This window comes from Paenibacillus protaetiae, assembly GCF_004135365.1.
Taxonomy (GTDB): Bacteria; Bacillota; Bacilli; order Paenibacillales; family Paenibacillaceae; genus Paenibacillus_AP; species Paenibacillus_AP protaetiae.
Genome location: NZ_CP035492.1, coordinates 3,454,295 through 3,470,073, shown reverse-complemented (window position 1 = coordinate 3,470,073; position 15,779 = coordinate 3,454,295). Strand labels below are relative to the sequence as shown.

Sequence of the window (15,779 nt, the reverse complement as noted above, 5' to 3'; positions counted from 1 at the left end):
CAGCCTCGCCAACAAGGCGGCCGGGCCGGTTCTTCGAATTCGCCTGCCTGCCCGCCGCAAACGCAAAAAAAAAGCTTGCCGCCCGTATTACCCGGGCGGCAAGCTTATGCGGCGCCTCCTCCGGCGCCGCGGCGTCTTCCGGCCGCCGCAGGAGGAGCGGCGGCCAACGCCTTTTCTTACAACAGCTTTTCGATCGCTTCTTTCATCGCAGCCGGTTCTTCCGGCGATTCAAAGCGGGCTACTACGCGGCCTTCGCGGTCCACCAAAAACTTGGTAAAGTTCCATTTGACCGAGTCGCCTTCAAGCAGCTCCGGCAGCTTCTCCTGCAGGAAGCCGTCCAGCATTTTGCCGCTTGGCGTATCCGTATTGAAGCCGCGGAACGGCGCTTCCTTCGTCAGCTGGTTAAACAACGGCAAAGCGTTGTCGCCGCGCACGTCGCTTTTTGCAAACAGCGGGAACGTTACGCCGTAGTTGATGGAGCAAAACTGCTGCACATCATCATTGCTTCCCGGCTCCTGCTCGGCAAACTGATTGCTTGGAAAACCTAAAATTTCAAAACCTTGGTCTTTATATTCCTCATACAGCTTTTGCAGCCCTTCATATTGCGGCGTAAAGCCGCATTTGCTTGCCGTGTTGACGATGACAAGCACTTTGCCGCGGTACGGCTCCAGCGTCGTTGGCGTTCCGTTAATCGTCTCTACTGTATAATCATAAATCGTCATCGTTCATCATCCTCCCGTGTATGCTGATGTATCGACTCCGTCAGCTGCTGCAGCGTCTCGCGCAGCATGGCGGTTTGTTCCACTGTCAGTCCCAGCCGGCAAAACAACTCGTAAGGCAAATCAAGCGCCTGTTCTCGCAGCGCTCTGCCCGGGCCGGTCAGCCGGACCAGCACGCTCCGCTCGTCCTTCACATCCCGCTCCCGCACGACATAACCTGCCGCCTCCAGCTTTTTGAGCAGCGGCGTCAAGGTGCCCGAATCGAGGTAAAGCCGTTCGCCAAGCGCTTTAACCGGCACGTTGTCTTCTTCCCATAACGCCAGCATCGTAATGTATTGCGTGTATGTGAGCCCCATCTTGTCGAGAAAAGGCCTGTAAATCTTCGTTACTTCCCGCGAGCAGGCATACAGCGAAAAGCAAACCTGCTGCTCGAGACGCAGCATGTCGGAACGTTCCACTCTGCTTCAGCCTCCTGCGATTTTAGATTGTTGAAAATTAAATTGCATGCAATTAATTATTAAAATAACATTTCCGCTCCTTGCTGTCAAATGATCCGGATTTGCGTCAAGATCCAGCGCCTGCTGCACGGCAAAATGCCGTTTGAAGCGCCGGAAACGTAACGGCTTGATCTCAAACGGCATCTAATATGCCAGCCCGCTGCACGGCTTGCGCTCTCGGCGCAGGAGCCGGCCGCAAGGTCAAGCTTTTGCCGGCTCCTGCTTTTGCAATTTCATATAGCCAAACAGCATCGAGATTCTCCAAGCGATAATCATGCCAAATGCGAGCAGGAAGAACAGGCCGGCGGTTTGCGCAATCGTCATATATTCTTCTACAACGCCATGCAGCGCGAGCCGCAATATAAGCAGTCCGATAATGATAAAAGCAAAAATTTTAGAACGCCTTACGTAAATTTCCGGTCCGACCCGCTCGAGCCTAGTTGTCAAAATAAGCGGAACCGAAAACACAAACAATCCTAAAGCAAACGTAATAAGCGCCCACAGCCACGGAACCCTTGTTAAAGGAGAAATGAACATTAAGGCGCCGGTCGACATGCCCAGCGGCGGGATAATGATTTTACGAAGCGTCGTAGGGCGTTTCGTCCCTTTCATCCGCAAAAAGATGATGGCGGAACCTAGAAGAAGCGATACCACAATTGATATAACTTGCATAACACCATCTGACAAATGCATCATGCCTATCCCCATTTCCTTATAGTTAGCTTTATCGTACGACAAATATAACCTTGTTCGCAAATGCCAGTGCCGATGAGTGGCAGCAGACCTTCAGGAGCCGTCCGCCATACTTTGTCCATTTGTGATTCCGTATCCCGTTAGCGTACAATAGATGCAATTGATTCAGGGGCAAAGCAGGTGGATATGATGAGCGGTAAAAAGCTGGTTTATCTCGTTATCGCGATATGCGTCGTTGGTGCTGTCGCGGTCTATTTCGGAGTGCAGTTCGCACTGGATGAAGCATCCAAATCATAGGAGTACAGGAAACAAGCCGCCGGGGCGTCAGCTCCGGCGGCTTGTTTCGTTATCCAATTCGCGCTCTTGCGAGCGGAACATTATTTGATGAGTGCGTCTTCCAAAATATCCAGATCCTTCAGCAGTTTCTCCGCTGTTTCTTTGTTGGCCGGATCATGAGGTTCAGCAAAGTTCATTTTGCCGAGGAACGTAATGTTCGTGCTTACAATAATCAATTTCAGCTTCTCTTCCAGCTGGGTATACTGCGTCTTCATAAATTTATTCAAAACTTCTCTTGCTTCATCCGTAAAGGCAACCTGGTGAATTCCCTGCTTAAGCAATCTGACGCAGCGCAGCGCATCCTGCTTAAACACTTTTCTAAGCCGTTGTCCCGAATTACTCATATAAACACCTCAGTACGCATTCTATTAGTCTTGTCCTACTATGCCAGTATATCAGTTCCGGCAGTGAAGTTCACTTTTTCCATTACGCATCGGGCCAGCAAATATTGTCAGCCGAAACGATTACATCATTATATCGTTAAGGAACGGGTTCTGCCAAGCACCGATTCGAAAGCTGCCGGGGGCGCCGCCCGGTATACAAAGCTGCACAGGCCGCAGAAGGCGCAAAAAAAGCCGCCGTCCATGAGCGTTGAGCGTCCCCCTGATGAATGCCTAACCAGGGGGACGCCGTCATGGACGGGCGGCTGCTTCGATTCATGTCTCCGTTTACGCCGGCAGTTATCGGTTATACGCCTTGCGGCACGGACAAGCCTAACCCTTCCGCAATACGTTCGCCAAGCTCCGGATCGGCTTTGTACCAATGCCCGATTTGGCGGAGCTTAATATCGTCGCGTTCAACCGGCGACATAGCGCCTACGATGTTGCGCACAAGCCGCGTGCGCTCCTCTTCACTCAGCAGGCGGTACAAGTCGCCCGGCTGCGTGTAATGGTCGTCATGGTCGTAAGCGACGCTGTCCGCCGTGCCGGATACTTCAAACGGCGCAATTTTATGCTGCGGCGCTTCGGCTGCGCCGCCGAAGCTGTTCGGCTCGTAATACGTGCCGGACCCGCCGTTGCCGTCGCCGCGCATAAAGCCGTCGCGCTGTTTGTTATTCACCGGGCTGACCGGGCGGTTGATCGGCAGCTGGTTATGGTTGGCGCCTACGCGGTACCGGTGCGCGTCGGAATAAGCGAACAGGCGGCCCTGCAGCATTTTGTCCGGCGATGCTTCGATACCCGGCACGAAGTTGCCCGGCGAGAACGTCGCCTGCTCCACTTCGGCGAAGTAATTGTCCGGATTGCGGTCAAGCACCATCCGGCCCACTTCGATCAGCGGATAATCCTTTTGCGACCATACCTTCGTCACGTCAAACGGATCGAACCGGTACGTGTCGGCATCCTCCAGCGGCATAATTTGCACGTACAGCGTCCATGCCGGGAAATCGCCTTTGTCGATGGCGTTAAATAAATCTTCGGTATGGTAATCCGGATTTTCGCCGGCGAGCTTGGCGGCAAGATCAACGTCCAGATTTTGAACGCCCTGCTCGGTTTTGAAATGGTATTTCACCCACACCGCCTGCCCTTCGGCATTGACCCATTTGAACGTATGGCTGCCATAGCCATGCATATGGCGGAGCGTGGCCGGAATGCCGCGGTCGGACATCAGAATCGTCACCTGATGGAGCGACTCCGGCGACAGCGACCAGAAATCCCATACGGCGTTCGGGTTTTTCAGATGCGTTTGCGGGTGGCGTTTTTGCGTATGAATAAAGTCCGGGAACTTGATGGCATCACGAATAAAAAATACCGGCGTATTGTTGCCTACCAGATCGTAATTGCCTTCTTCGGTATAAAATTTAACGGCAAACCCGCGCGGATCGCGTACCGTATCCGCCGAGCCCAGCTCGCCGGCAACGGTGGAGAACCGGATAAACATCGGCGTGCGTTTGCCGACTTCCGACAGGAAGCTTGCTTTCGTATAAGCGGACAAGTCGTTCGTAACTTCAAAATAACCATGCGCTCCCGCGCCTTTGGCATGGACAACGCGTTCAGGCACGCGCTCCCGGTTGAAATGCGCCAGCTTCTCCAGCAGATGGACATCCTGGATAAGCGTCGGCCCGCGCCTTCCGGCGGTCAAAGAGTTCTGGTTGTCGCCTACAGGCGCGCCCCAGCTCGTTGTCAGATGGTTATTATTCGTGGTCATGGACAAATCACCTCATACGATAAATTTTATAATAGAATTAGACTTAATCTAAACTGTTAAAATTTATTTTAGCAAGGTTGCTTTAAGCCTGTCATGACGGTTGGATGAACCTATAATGAAATATAGATGAAAATCATCCCAATTATGACACGTTGTCCATATTTGTCCGCGACGGATGCGTTATTCCGGCCGTTCGTCAGCCAGCCGGTAGCCCGCGCCGCGCACCGTAACGATATATTGCGGCGCAACCGCGCTGTCTTTCAGCTTTTTGCGCAGACTTTTAATGTGAGCATCCACGACGTTGCTGCCGCCGAGAAACTGGCTGCCCCACAGCCCGTCGAAGATGGACTCGCGCGACAGCACGCTGCCGTCCGATTTCAGAAACAGCACTAGCAGCTCGTATTCCGTTTTGGTCAAATCCACCCGCGAGCCGCTCCGGTATACCGCCATCTTCTTCAAATCCAGCTTCAAATCCTTGAAGATCATCGTATCCTGATGCGCCGCCGCTCCCGCCGCCTCATGCTTCATCACGAGACGGTTAATGCGGAACATGGCCTCCTGAAGGCTTGCCGGCCAGACAAGCAGCTCTGCGCTTGCCGGCAGTTCCGGCAGCAGCGTCGCCTGCTCGTTCACCAGATACAGCACCGGCACGCCGGCGGCATGCGCCGTTTGCGCGATGGCTTCCCGCAGCGATTCGTTGGCGGTAGCATGCGTATGCGCATACGGATTGGCGTCGTAAATTAGCAGCTCCGGCTGCAAGCTCCGGACCATTGCCGGATCGTATTCGTGCAGCGTAAACAAATCAAAGCAAGCCGCCGACAGCGACTGGACCAGCCCGTACACCTGATTCGGGAACGGGCTGACGATCATAACCCGCTTCGTCAGCAGGCAAGCCTCCGCTTCTTCGGGCAGCCAAAGATGCGGGTCAGCAGCTTCGGCAAGCGGCACGGATGCCGGAACGGCGCCGCCGTTCAGCTCCGCGCCGGCAGCAGGAGCCTCGCTGTATGATGGGGGCGTTACGTTTTCGCCTTGGCGCATGCTGCACACACTCCTTTCAGAACGACATGGGCTTCATGAATGTGATAACGGGTTTGATCGCCGACGGCCTCCATCCATTGCTGCGGCACGTCAATCAGCACTTCGTCCACCTGTCCGCATTCGGTACATATAATATGCTGATGCTCATCCATCCGGGCATCGTAACGGCTGGCGGCTTTCCCAAGCTCCAGCTCGCGGATCAGCCCCGCCTCGGTCAAATAGCGGAGCGAATTATATACTGTGCCGTAAGCGAAATGCTGGCCCTGCAGCCGCAGCCTGTCAATAATATCGGCAGCTGTCGGATGGTCTTCCGACGCCATCAACACATCCAATACCGCTTTACGCTGTACGGTTAAATTCAATTTACTCATGGGTGAACCCTTCTTTTCTTCGGTGTAATTTAGATTTAGTATAAATTTAATAACTGCCCCCGTCAACGGCGGCACCTGTCCTGCCAAGCTTCCGTTCCGGGCAAATCCGGGCGGAATAAGCGGCGAAGCTCAGGCGGCCTTCCGCCGGTAAAAGGCAGCAGCTAAACGGCATAGGGAGCCGCAGCGCCTTTGCTGCGCCATGAACGCAAACATGCAGATGAGTTTGTCCATCTTCGCACCTTGACGAAGGGATTGCGGACAAATTCATCTGCATGTGTGCAAAACTGCTGCGGGCGCCTGATGCTGCAGCCGGCTTACAGAATCGGCGAGAGCAGCCGGCTGACCGATTCTTTAAACCGGTTGAAATACGGCCGGCTGCCGTATCCTTCTAACGTTAATTCGATACAGCTCGCCATATCTTTCTCATAGATGCGCTGCAGCTTGCAGGCCGTTTCCGAATCATAAATAAAGGCATTCATTTCAAAATTCAGCCGGAAGCTGCGAATATCAATATTGGCGGTGCCGACCGAAGCGACCATTCCGTCGATGACCAGCATTTTGGCATGGAGGAAGCCTTCCTGGTAATGGTACACCTTTGCGCCAAACCGCAGCAGCTCGCCGATATAAGACTGGGTCGCCCAATAAACAAAAAAGTGGTCCGGCTTGCTCGGCAGCATCACATTCACCTCTACGCCCGATTTCGCGGCGATGCGCAACGCCGTCATCATGCTGCTGTCCGGCACAAAATAAGGCGTCTGCAAATAGACCGTTTTTTTGGCGGAATGGATCATTTTAATATAAGCCGCTTTAATTTCCTCAAACGCAGAGTCCGGGCCGCTGGCGAGCAGCTGCATGCCGATTTTGCCCCGGCTGTCGGAATTGGAAGGGAAATACGCTTCCTTCAGCTCGACTTTGCCCGAGGAAGCGAGATTCCAGTCCATCAGAAACTGCGCCTGCATTTGATGGACGGCAAATCCCTTCACCCGCAAATGCGTATCCCGCCACGCGCCAAAATGCTTGTTCAGCCCCAAATATTCGTCGCCGATATTAAACCCGCCGATGTAACCAATGTTGCCGTCGATAATGCCCAGTTTGCGATGATTGCGGTAGTTGATTTTAAAATTGATAAACGGAAACCGGGTCGGAAAAAATGCCCTGACCAGTCCGCCCGCCTCGATCAGCGGCTTGAACAGCCGTTTTTTCACCCGGATGCTGCCGATGTAGTCATACAAAAAACGCACTTCAATGCCCTGCTTCGCTTTTTCGGTCAGCGCATGAATTAACCGGTGCCCCAGCTTGTCCCCGCGCACAATGTAATAAACGAGATGAATATGATGTTTTGCAGACATAATATCGCGGATAAGCGCGTCAAATTTGCTGACGCCGTCGGTGAACGTCTCGATCTCATTATTATCAGTAAAAAGCGAATTGCCGGTCTCTAAATTCATCAGAACCATATCCTGATAGCTGCTCATCGCTTCGTCCTGGAACCGGTAACGCCTGCCCGCCATCATTTCTTTCTGCCAGTCTATCGTGTCCTCAATGATCCGCTGCCGGTCTCCCAGCAGCCGGGACAGCTGGCGTTTGCGGAACTTTTGGCCGATCACGAGATAAAGAATAAAGCCGATTACCGGGATGAAATATAGAACCATCAGCCATGCCCAGCTGGACGTAGGGTTGCGCCTTTCGAAAAAAACGACAATCAGCGCCAGAAAGATGTTGGCAACGGTAATAAACGTATAGACGTCCTGCCAAATATTCATATACAAACTCCTTGAGTTTCAATAAATTACAAAAGTTAATGGAATCATACTCTATGTATCATGTCATGTTCAAGTAGGAGAAATTGGTCGAAGTATGCTACAATTTTGCAAATACCAGCCTCACTGAAAGGAGACTTGCTATGGATTTGAGAAAAATGCGCTTGGACGAACCTTCCCTTGGCACCTTCAGCGAGGAACGGGATGAATATGAACGCGATTATGCCAGGCTGATTCAATCGCCCGCCTTCCGCAGGCTGCAAGGGAAATCGCAAGTATTTGGCGCGGGCTCCGGCGATTATTACCGGACGAGGCTGACCCATTCGCTGGAAGTATCCCAAATTGCGCGCGAAGTTGCGCGGCGGCTCGGCAAGCAGTATCCGTTCTTGTCGGCGAAAGAGCATCCGGGTCTTATGCTCGACCCCGCCGTCGTGGAAATTGCAGCGCTCGCCCATGATTTGGGCCATCCGCCGTTTGGCCATAAAGGCGAAGAAGTGCTGAACGATCTGCTGCAAAAGCAGCATGGCATGAAATATGAAGGAAACGCGCAAAACTACCGCATCCTTATGTTTCTGGAGAAACGCGCCGGCAGCGGCAGCGGGATGGATTTGACGGCAGCAGTGCTCCTGGCCATTAATAAATATCCGTATTGCCTGGATGAGCCCGGCAGGCTCAAAGGGCTGTATCAGACGGAATGGCAGGAAATCGGCGCCATCCGCGACTTGTGGAAGCTTCCTGCAGGGGCATCGACGCTGGAAGCGCAGCTTATGGATTTATGCGACGATATCGCTTATTCGACCCATGATATCGAAGACGGCATTCGTGCCGGCAAAATCCAAATGAACCGCACGTTTTTTGAAGACAACCGGCTCATCAGCCATCTGGTTCAGGAAATTGTCGAAGATCAAGGCAACAAAGATTTGAATTGGGATCAAGTCGATATTCCGGCTATGGTACGGCGAGTGCTTGATTTGTATTTGGAACAATGGGAATCGTTGTACGTTAATTATGATCAAGAGCCTTCACGCACGAGGAGAGAAATGAAAGCGCGCTGGGTCAGCATGTTTGCGGGCAAAGTCGGCATTATTGACGATCCGGCAAAAGGCTGGAAGCAGGTCACGCTGGTGAACGGCGGCCATAAAGATATGGAGCTTCTCCGCACGATGGAAATATTGAAGAAGCTCGCATGGGTGACGCTGATTAAAGATTTTCGCGTACAGCGCCTGCAAAAAAGAAGCGAAATTATGCTGCGCCGGTTATGGGACAGCTTTATTCTTCCCGAGAACGGCAAGCTTATTATTCCGCCGGACTGGATCGAAAGCTTCGAGCTGCACCGCAACGTGTGGAGCTGGCCGCGTTTTGTCGCGGATTATATCGCCGGCATGACGGATGCTTATGCAGAAAAAGTATATGCCGAGCTGTACGCGAGCAAATCGGGTTCCATCTATGAGATGGATTAGACGTTAGTTCAGCTTGGCCGATTGCCCAAGCTCCGTAATGTAGTCAAAAAACCGAACAGGATCGACATCATAGACAAGGCTGACCGGACGGCCATCCGCCGCTTCCACGGTTCGGCCTTGGCTCGGCCCTGAGCTGATCGCTTTGGCGTTCACTGTCTTCTCCTCTACAAGCCCCGGTTCGCCTACAATCGCTGTTGTCAGCACATCCCACAAATAATAGGTCGAGTTCGTCTCCATAAAGACAAGCGGCGGGCACATCGCGTAACATTGGCCCATAAAATCAAGCCCTTCATGCTTGCGCAGCGAAGCCCAGCGGTTGCGGACCGGCATTGTCAGCGGCACTTTGTTGGTGCTTTCCAGCGCCACCATCGTCACGTTTAAACCGCTTGCAAATACACGCTCTACCGCTTCCGGATCCCAGAATGCGTTCCACTCCGCCGTGCCGTCATGCTCCGGCTCCTGTACGTTGCCGGCCTCCAGGAACGTGCCGCCCATCCAGTACAAGCGTTCAATCTTGGCTTCAATCTCCGGCGCTTCATCTAACGCTCTGGCAAGGTCCGTCAGCGGGCCTGTAAACAGCAGCGTCGTTTGGCCTTCGGTTTTCTTAATCGTTTCAATCATATGGCGATGGGCCGGCAATGCCGCCTCCGGCGCCTTCATTTGTCCGGTTTCATTCAAAATCGGCAGCGCATCTACAAAAAACGTATGCATTCTCCATTCCGCCGGAAACGGGTTAACCCCGCGCGAATTCGAGCGCGCCACTTCCAGGTTCGCATTGTCCGCACCGCCAAAGCGGTCGATAATTTTGCGGCTTGCTTTCACGCCAGGCTCCAAATAACCGTCGGCAGGAATAACGGAAATCCCCGTCAGCTTCACTTCTTTCATTTGCAGCAGCAAAAACAGGGAGATCAGATCATCAACCCCGCCGTCATGATTAAAATAAACATTTTTTATCATCGAAATCCGTCCTTTCTTTTGTATAAAGCGATATATCGTTTGTCCATGCTAATTAACAAGAGCCGCAGTTACGGCGTTTGGGTCCAAGCCCGGATGCGGCGCTCAGCTCAGTTAAGGAGGAGGTGATGGCGATGGCAAAAGATGTACTGTGCGAAGTAAACTCTTGCAAATATTGGGCTGCAGGCAATCAATGCGCTGCTTCCTCCATTTATGTAGTCAACAACCGGAACAAATCCGCTTCTCATTCCGAAGAAACCGACTGCAAAACATTCGAACCAAAGATTTAACCGCAAGGCCCGGCGCTGTCCGGTTTACGCCGCGCCATCATTGCGGCATAACCGGGCAGCGCCGATTTCTCCGCATCCGCCCGCGGTATAATTGACAGCGCCGATTATATCTGCACCTGTCCGCAGTATAATGGGCAACGCCGATTACATCCGCGCCTGCGCACGGCGTAATCGGCGTTGCCTTCATCAAGCGGCTGTGCCTTATTGGTTAACCGGAACCGTATTATAATATTCTTCCAACGTCTCGCCTTTGCTATCCAGCTCCTTGGCCAGATCCTCGCCTACATAACGCAAATGCCAAGGCTCATATTTGTAGCCGGTAATGTTCTCTTTCCCCTCCGGATAACGGATAATAAACCCGTATTCCGAAGCGTGCGCCGCGAGCCAAGTCGCTTCCGGCGTGCCGCCAAAGCAGCTTTCCGCTGCGCATTTGCCGTCACTGCCCGAAACGTCGATCGCAAGCCCGGTCTGATGCTCGCTTGTGCCCGGGATCGCGCTGTACGTGCGCGCCTTGTCATAGCCGTCTTTTTTGACGTAATTGTCAAACAGCGTCCGCTGCGTCTTATAGGAACGGTAGGCCGATACGCCGGCCAAATGAATGCCGTCTTTCTCCGCGCCGGCAAACAGCTTCTCCAGCGCTCCGGCCGCTTCCTTCCGCATCATCCGTTTTTCGATCTTTTCCTTAAATATAAAAGGCACATCCGGGTAAACGAGATCGGTCGGATCAAAATCGTCCGGCAGCGAGTTTTCCTTATTAATTAAAGCTGTAATGCTGTCTGCCTGCGCCGCTACCGGAATGCCATCCGCATTCACTTCCCGATGTTCAGGCGTTGCAGAAGGCGTTTCGCTTGGGTCGGCAGACGGTGAATCCGACGGCTGTCCGGCATCCATACCGCCATTTCCGTCCGAAGGGGCGGGAGAATCCGACGGGGATGGCGAAGCTTGTCCGCCGTTCGTGCCAGCGTCAACCGTATTTGATCCGCTGTTATCTGTTTCGGCAAACGTATCTGAATTCGAAATCCATTGGTAACCGCCAATGGCTACGATACATACCACGACAAACAGCAGCAGAGCGCGCGCTCTTTTTTTCTTCCTCGACATTCCTCTACTCATGTTGATTCTCCTAACCTGGCATTTTAGCATATCTATGATCGCCTGCTCTATCATACCCTATTATAGCTTTCAAATGAAAGTGGACAAGAAGCCTATTACTGGCTTTTGACAGCGGCGTTGAAAAGGAGCATAATGTTGTCTAGAAATTAGTGAGCATATATTCAGCAACGAAAAACAGGCTAATCTACTTCTATCTTTTTTAGAAAACTACGCCTGTTTTTGCTTTGAAAGGAAGGCGAAATTTGGTGGCATCAAAAGCGAGCAAGCGATTATTCAGCCCAAGCCCGATCATCCTGTTTTCCATTATTATTTTGGTCAAAAGCTGCATTGCCTGGATGGTTGTGTTTAACGGCGGCCCGCTCTGGACGACTTTGCTTAAAGAAATACCGTTCACGCTTATTTTGTTTTGCGCAATCGAATGGTTTGCAACGAAACGAAAGCTGCTCTACTACTTAATTGTGAATTTGCTTGTAACTGCCATTTTCTTCGGCGTATTTATGTACTTCAAGTATTACGGCGTCATAGCCACTTACCACGCCTTCGAGCAGGTCAATCAGGTAACCGCGGTTAAAAACAGCGTCTTCTCTTTGATGGACCCGTACTATCTGTTTATCTTTATTGATATTATTATCATCGGTTACTTCCTCATACGCCGCAACAAAGCGGTAAACTGGAAGCAAAAAAGCCAAAGGCGCGTTCGCCGCAGCGTCATCGCCACCTTGTTTGGCATTTCGCTGGCGCTTTGCCTGTTCAACATTCTGCCGAACCGGGCGAGCATGAACGAAATCGTGAAAGCCGAGCAAATGGGCATTCTCAACTATGAAGCGTATTCCCTCTTTAAGAAAGACGAGGAGAAACTGGTGGACGCTTCGGAAATTACGCAGGATAAAATCAATTCGCTTAAAAACATCCAGCCAAGCGCCGCGCCGCAATATTTTGGGGCAGCCAAAGGCAAAAACCTGATTATTATCCAAATGGAATCATTCCAGAACTTCCTTATTAATTTAAAGATCGACGGCCAGGAAATTACGCCAAACTTAAATAAACTCGTAAAAGACAGCCAATATTTCAACCACTTCTTCCAGATGGTTGGACAAGGCAATACGTCCGATGCCGAGTTTGTCGTGAATACATCGTTTTATATTCCGGAAGAAGGCGCCGCTACGATGCGTTATGTCGGCAAGCAGCTGCCGAGCCTTCCGAAGCTGATGGAAGCAAGCGGATATAATACGGCTACCTTCCATACGAACACCGTTGAGTTCTGGAACCGCGGCGAGCTGTACAAAGCGGTCGGCTGGGACAAATATTACGATCAGAAGTTTTTCGGCAATGATGACGAGTTTTTCTTCGGCGCGTCCGACGAGGTGCTGTTCAAGAAAACCGCTGAAGAGCTGCAAAATATGACGAACACCGGTACGCCGTATTACACGCAAATTATAACGATGTCGGCGCATCATCCGTTTACGATACCGGAAAGCAAATATAAGATGACCTTGCCGGACCGTTATGAGCATACGCTTGTAGGCGATTATATCCGCGCGCAGAATTATGCCGATTACGCTCTTGGCCAGTTTATTGCCGACTTGAAGCAGCGCGGCATTTGGGACAACAGTGTTGTAGTGCTGTACGGCGACCATATGGGTCTGCCCATCTTCTCGCTGAATAACGATGAGAAGGACTTGATGAAGGAAATTTACGGCCATGATTACAGCTATGATGATATGATGAACATTCCGCTGATCATTTCCGTGCCGGGTATGCCGGCTGCCGAACATACGCAGCTTGGCGGCGAGATCGATATTTTGCCGACGGTGGCGAACCTGCTTGGCGTGTCGCTGAATGACCATATCCACTTTGGCCAGGATTTGCTGAACACCACGAAGAACCTGATACCGCAGCGTTATTACATGCCAACGGGCTCGCTGCTGACGAGCGACGAAATGTTTATTTCGGGCAGCGGTTATGATGACGGCACGCACCATCCTTACGGCGGCGCTGCAACAAGCCCGGCACAAGTATCGCAGGAGCAGTTCAACAACGCGCTGCAGCTGCTGAATTTGTCCGACAGCTATGTAAACCAGCTTCCGGACCGCGAGGATGCGGTTAAAACATCGAACAAAAACGTATCCGGCTTCGACTAGGTTCTCCCTATTGAACTTATGCTGATCGTTGACAAGGAGGCTGCTCCTGCGGGCCGAATGGCCTGCGGGGGCAGCTTTTTCTTATGGCAGTTATGCCTATTTTACGGGAGGGACCTATGAAGACGTTTCTGCAGCTGAACACCATCTTTTTAAGTATGGTGATGGAGGCTATACCTTTTATTTTGCTGGGCGTGTTATTATCCGGCTTTATTCAAATTTTTGTGACCGAACGCTTTATCGCCCGCATCATGCCTAAAAACCGGGTTCTCGCTACGCTGGTCGGCTGCGGCATCGGCTTGTTTTTCCCTTCCTGCGAATGCGGAATTGTACCGATTACCCGCCGGCTGATGGGCAAAGGCATGCCGCTTCATGCGGCTGTCGCTTTTATGCTGACCGGACCGGTCATTAACCCGATCGTGCTGTTTGCCACTTATATCGCATTTGGCAACGACTGGCGGATGGTTGGCATTCGCGGCTTTACAGCTTTGGGCGTCGCCTTTTGCACCGCCATTATATTAGGGTATATGTTCAAGAAAACTCCGCTCCGGTTCCCGGAGGAGTCGGCAGCCGCCATCGAGGCTTCCGTTGCGCCGGTGCGCCGGCCATGGGGCATGCAAATTAAAGATGTGCTCAGCCATGCGGTGGACGAGTTTTTTTCCGTGGGCAAATATTTGGTGCTTGGCGCTTTTATCGCTGCTGCGATGCAAACGTTTATTCCAACCACGACGCTGCTCCATATGGGCAGCAACCCGGTCACTTCTTCGCTGGTCATGATCGGACTCGCCTTCACGATGTCGTTATGCTCGGAAGCGGATGCATTTATCGCTTCTTCGTTTCGGACAACCTTCTCGACCGGCGCGTTGTCGGCGTTTCTCGTGTATGGCCCGATGATTGATATTAAAAACACGCTTATGCTGACGGCCGCTTTCCGCGGCAAATTCGTCGCTTGGCTCATTGGCCTCGTAACCGTATTTACGCTGATTGGCTCATTAATTGTAGGGAGGTTGTTTGGATGATCCGTTTATACGTGCTGATGGGCTTTGTATTTATGTTTGCATATATGCATATTAGCGGGGACTTAAACAAATATATCAACACCAAATATGCCTACCTGTCGATCAGCGCCATCGTCATGCTGTCGATTTTGTGCATCGTCCAATTTTTCAAAGTTTACGGGGACGAGACGCGAAAGATGAACAAGGAAAAAGAAGGCGGCCGGCAGCTCGAAAAAGAAGCAGCGGCGTCATCATGCGGCTGCGCAGCCGATGCCGGCAGGCATACGCACGGACACACGCATGAAGAGCACCCGCTTGAGCATGTGTACGAAGGGCATGCGCATGGCCATGACGGACATGGGCATCCCTATGCCGGAAACGGGCAGGTTCATGATCATGCTGCCCACGACCACGACCACAGCAGTCACAGCCATGTTCATGGCGGCCATGCGAATCATCATGACCACGCCCATCATCATGACCACGATCACCATCATGGGCATGATCATCATCACGGGCATGATCACAGCCACGGCGATTCGAAACTATGGAAACGGGCGCTGACGTATATTATTTTGTTTTTCCCGATTGCGACCGGTATTCTGCTGCCTGTCCAGACGCTGGATTCCAGCTTTGTCAAAGCAAAAGGCTTCTCATTCCCTTCATTTGACGCCTCCGCCGACAACCCGGGCGAGCATCAGTTTCTGAAGCCGGACATGAGCGTTTATTACGGCAAGGAAGGTTATGACAAATTAAAAAGCAAGGAATTAAAAGAATTTGAGCCGCTGGACACGGTTGATCTGAACGATTCCAACTATTTAAGAGGAATGGAAACAATCTATAACTATCCCGGCAACTTTATGGGCAAAACGATTTCGTTTGACGGCTTTGCTTACAAAGGAGAACAAGTGGACGGCACGCATTATTTCGTATTCCGCTTCGGCTTCATCCATTGCGTAGCCGATTCCGGCGTATTCGGCATGCTGGTTGAGTTCCCCGAAAATACAAACCTGAACGACAACGACTGGCTTCACGTCTCCGGCAAGCTGACCTGGGAGCTGTACCAGCCGTTTAAGCAAACGATCCCGGTGCTGAAGGTCGATTCGTGGAACAAGATCGACGCTCCTAAAGATCCGTATGTTTACCGCGAAAGCTGATTTCCGGCTTTGTTAATAACAAAAAGCTGCTGTGCAGCCCATGGACTGACCTGTCATCCTAACAGGGGTCAGACCCGGCTTTACAGCAGCTTTTTGGCTTGTATCCATTC

The 15,779-nt window shown here is 51.9% G+C and carries 15 protein-coding genes; 5 read left to right on the top strand and 10 right to left on the bottom strand.

Annotated elements, in window-relative coordinates; translation table 11 throughout:
• Window positions 1–176: 176 nt before the first annotated feature.
• From ET464_RS16045 to cls, 8 genes are all read right to left on the bottom strand, one after another.
• Entirely contained in the window at window positions 177–722 is a 546-nt protein-coding gene (locus ET464_RS16045) for a glutathione peroxidase (RefSeq protein WP_129442621.1), read from the bottom strand.
• A complete protein-coding gene (locus ET464_RS16040; protein WP_208543955.1) occupies window positions 719–1,162 on the bottom strand; it encodes a MarR family winged helix-turn-helix transcriptional regulator in 444 nt (147 codons plus the stop codon). Before ET464_RS16040 ends, ET464_RS16045 begins: the two co-directional genes overlap by 4 nt.
• Window positions 1,163–1,417: 255 nt before the next feature.
• The gene (locus tag ET464_RS16035; protein WP_129444491.1) at window positions 1,418–1,912 is read right to left on the bottom strand and encodes a CcdC family protein; all 495 of its coding nucleotides are present in this window, start codon (window positions 1,910–1,912) and stop codon (window positions 1,418–1,420) included.
• Window positions 1,913–2,286: 374 nt separating this feature from the next.
• Complete coding sequence (locus ET464_RS16030) at window positions 2,287–2,589, bottom strand: hypothetical protein (protein WP_165280028.1); 303 nt, start codon at window positions 2,587–2,589, stop codon at window positions 2,287–2,289.
• Window positions 2,590–2,932: 343 nt separating this feature from the next.
• Window positions 2,933–4,390, bottom strand: a complete 1,458-nt coding sequence (gene katA, locus ET464_RS16025; RefSeq protein WP_129442611.1) for a catalase KatA — start codon at window positions 4,388–4,390, stop codon at window positions 2,933–2,935.
• A gap of 180 nt (window positions 4,391–4,570) precedes the next feature.
• Window positions 4,571–5,428, bottom strand: a complete 858-nt coding sequence (locus ET464_RS16020) for a winged helix-turn-helix domain-containing protein (RefSeq protein WP_129442609.1) — start codon at window positions 5,426–5,428, stop codon at window positions 4,571–4,573.
• The gene (locus tag ET464_RS16015) at window positions 5,407–5,799 is read right to left on the bottom strand and encodes a Fur family transcriptional regulator (protein ID WP_129442606.1); all 393 of its coding nucleotides are present in this window, start codon (window positions 5,797–5,799) and stop codon (window positions 5,407–5,409) included. Before ET464_RS16015 ends, ET464_RS16020 begins: the two co-directional genes overlap by 22 nt.
• A 314-nt stretch (window positions 5,800–6,113) precedes the next feature.
• Complete coding sequence (cls, locus tag ET464_RS16010; RefSeq protein WP_129442603.1) at window positions 6,114–7,562, bottom strand: cardiolipin synthase; 1,449 nt, start codon at window positions 7,560–7,562, stop codon at window positions 6,114–6,116.
• Window positions 7,563–7,702: 140 nt separating this feature from the next.
• On the opposite strand from cls, the gene ET464_RS16005 reads away from it, so the two are divergent.
• Window positions 7,703–9,019, top strand: a complete 1,317-nt coding sequence (locus tag ET464_RS16005) for a deoxyguanosinetriphosphate triphosphohydrolase family protein (RefSeq protein ID WP_129442600.1) — start codon at window positions 7,703–7,705, stop codon at window positions 9,017–9,019.
• A gap of 3 nt (window positions 9,020–9,022) precedes the next feature.
• Here the strand turns inward: ET464_RS16005 and ET464_RS16000 are convergent, their stop codons facing one another.
• Window positions 9,023–9,976: a nucleoside hydrolase gene (locus tag ET464_RS16000; RefSeq protein ID WP_129442597.1), complete on the bottom strand. Its 954-nt coding sequence runs from the start codon at window positions 9,974–9,976 to the stop codon at window positions 9,023–9,025.
• A gap of 131 nt (window positions 9,977–10,107) precedes the next feature.
• On the opposite strand from ET464_RS16000, the gene ET464_RS15995 reads away from it, so the two are divergent.
• Complete coding sequence (locus ET464_RS15995) at window positions 10,108–10,263, top strand: DUF1540 domain-containing protein (protein WP_129442595.1); 156 nt, start codon at window positions 10,108–10,110, stop codon at window positions 10,261–10,263.
• Between the two features lie 201 nt (window positions 10,264–10,464).
• Here ET464_RS15995 and ET464_RS15990 read toward each other — a convergent pair whose 3' ends face one another.
• On the bottom strand, window positions 10,465–11,376 hold the full coding sequence (locus ET464_RS15990; protein ID WP_129442593.1) for a M15 family metallopeptidase: 912 nt from the start codon (window positions 11,374–11,376) through the stop codon (window positions 10,465–10,467).
• Between the two features lie 245 nt (window positions 11,377–11,621).
• On the opposite strand from ET464_RS15990, the gene ET464_RS15985 reads away from it, so the two are divergent.
• The 3 genes from ET464_RS15985 to ET464_RS15975 all read left to right on the top strand — a co-directional run bounded on the left by ET464_RS15985 (window position 11,622) and on the right by ET464_RS15975 (window position 15,669).
• Entirely contained in the window at window positions 11,622–13,517 is a 1,896-nt protein-coding gene (locus tag ET464_RS15985; RefSeq protein ID WP_244226570.1) for an LTA synthase family protein, read from the top strand.
• 116 nt (window positions 13,518–13,633) lie between these two features.
• Window positions 13,634–14,533, top strand: coding sequence for a permease (locus ET464_RS15980; protein ID WP_129442590.1), 900 nt, complete (start codon window positions 13,634–13,636; stop codon window positions 14,531–14,533).
• Complete coding sequence (locus ET464_RS15975) at window positions 14,530–15,669, top strand: TIGR03943 family putative permease subunit (protein ID WP_167285851.1); 1,140 nt, start codon at window positions 14,530–14,532, stop codon at window positions 15,667–15,669. The genes ET464_RS15980 and ET464_RS15975 overlap by 4 nt, the downstream gene beginning before the upstream one ends.
• Window positions 15,670–15,779 lie beyond the last annotated feature (110 nt).

Bases quoted from the DNA above. Each gene is read 5' to 3' on its own strand.
- ET464_RS16045 (WP_129442621.1), bottom strand. From the start codon at position 722: ATGACGATTTATGATTATACAGTAGAGACGATTAACGGAACGCCAACG.
- ET464_RS16040 (WP_208543955.1), bottom strand. From the start codon at position 1,162: ATGCTGCGTCTCGAGCAGCAGGTTTGCTTTTCGCTGTATGCCTGCTCG.
- ET464_RS16035 (WP_129444491.1), bottom strand. From the start codon at position 1,912: ATGATGCATTTGTCAGATGGTGTTATGCAAGTTATATCAATTGTGGTA.
- ET464_RS16030 (WP_165280028.1), bottom strand. From the start codon at position 2,589: ATGAGTAATTCGGGACAACGGCTTAGAAAAGTGTTTAAGCAGGATGCG.
- katA (WP_129442611.1), bottom strand. From the start codon at position 4,390: ATGACCACGAATAATAACCATCTGACAACGAGCTGGGGCGCGCCTGTA.
- ET464_RS16020 (WP_129442609.1), bottom strand. From the start codon at position 5,428: ATGCGCCAAGGCGAAAACGTAACGCCCCCATCATACAGCGAGGCTCCT.
- ET464_RS16015 (WP_129442606.1), bottom strand. From the start codon at position 5,799: ATGAGTAAATTGAATTTAACCGTACAGCGTAAAGCGGTATTGGATGTG.
- cls (WP_129442603.1), bottom strand. From the start codon at position 7,562: ATGAATATTTGGCAGGACGTCTATACGTTTATTACCGTTGCCAACATC.
- ET464_RS16005 (WP_129442600.1), top strand. From the start codon at position 7,703: ATGGATTTGAGAAAAATGCGCTTGGACGAACCTTCCCTTGGCACCTTC.
- ET464_RS16000 (WP_129442597.1), bottom strand. From the start codon at position 9,976: ATGATAAAAAATGTTTATTTTAATCATGACGGCGGGGTTGATGATCTG.
- ET464_RS15995 (WP_129442595.1), top strand. From the start codon at position 10,108: ATGGCAAAAGATGTACTGTGCGAAGTAAACTCTTGCAAATATTGGGCT.
- ET464_RS15990 (WP_129442593.1), bottom strand. From the start codon at position 11,376: ATGAGTAGAGGAATGTCGAGGAAGAAAAAAAGAGCGCGCGCTCTGCTG.
- ET464_RS15980 (WP_129442590.1), top strand. From the start codon at position 13,634: ATGAAGACGTTTCTGCAGCTGAACACCATCTTTTTAAGTATGGTGATG.
- ET464_RS15975 (WP_167285851.1), top strand. From the start codon at position 14,530: ATGATCCGTTTATACGTGCTGATGGGCTTTGTATTTATGTTTGCATAT.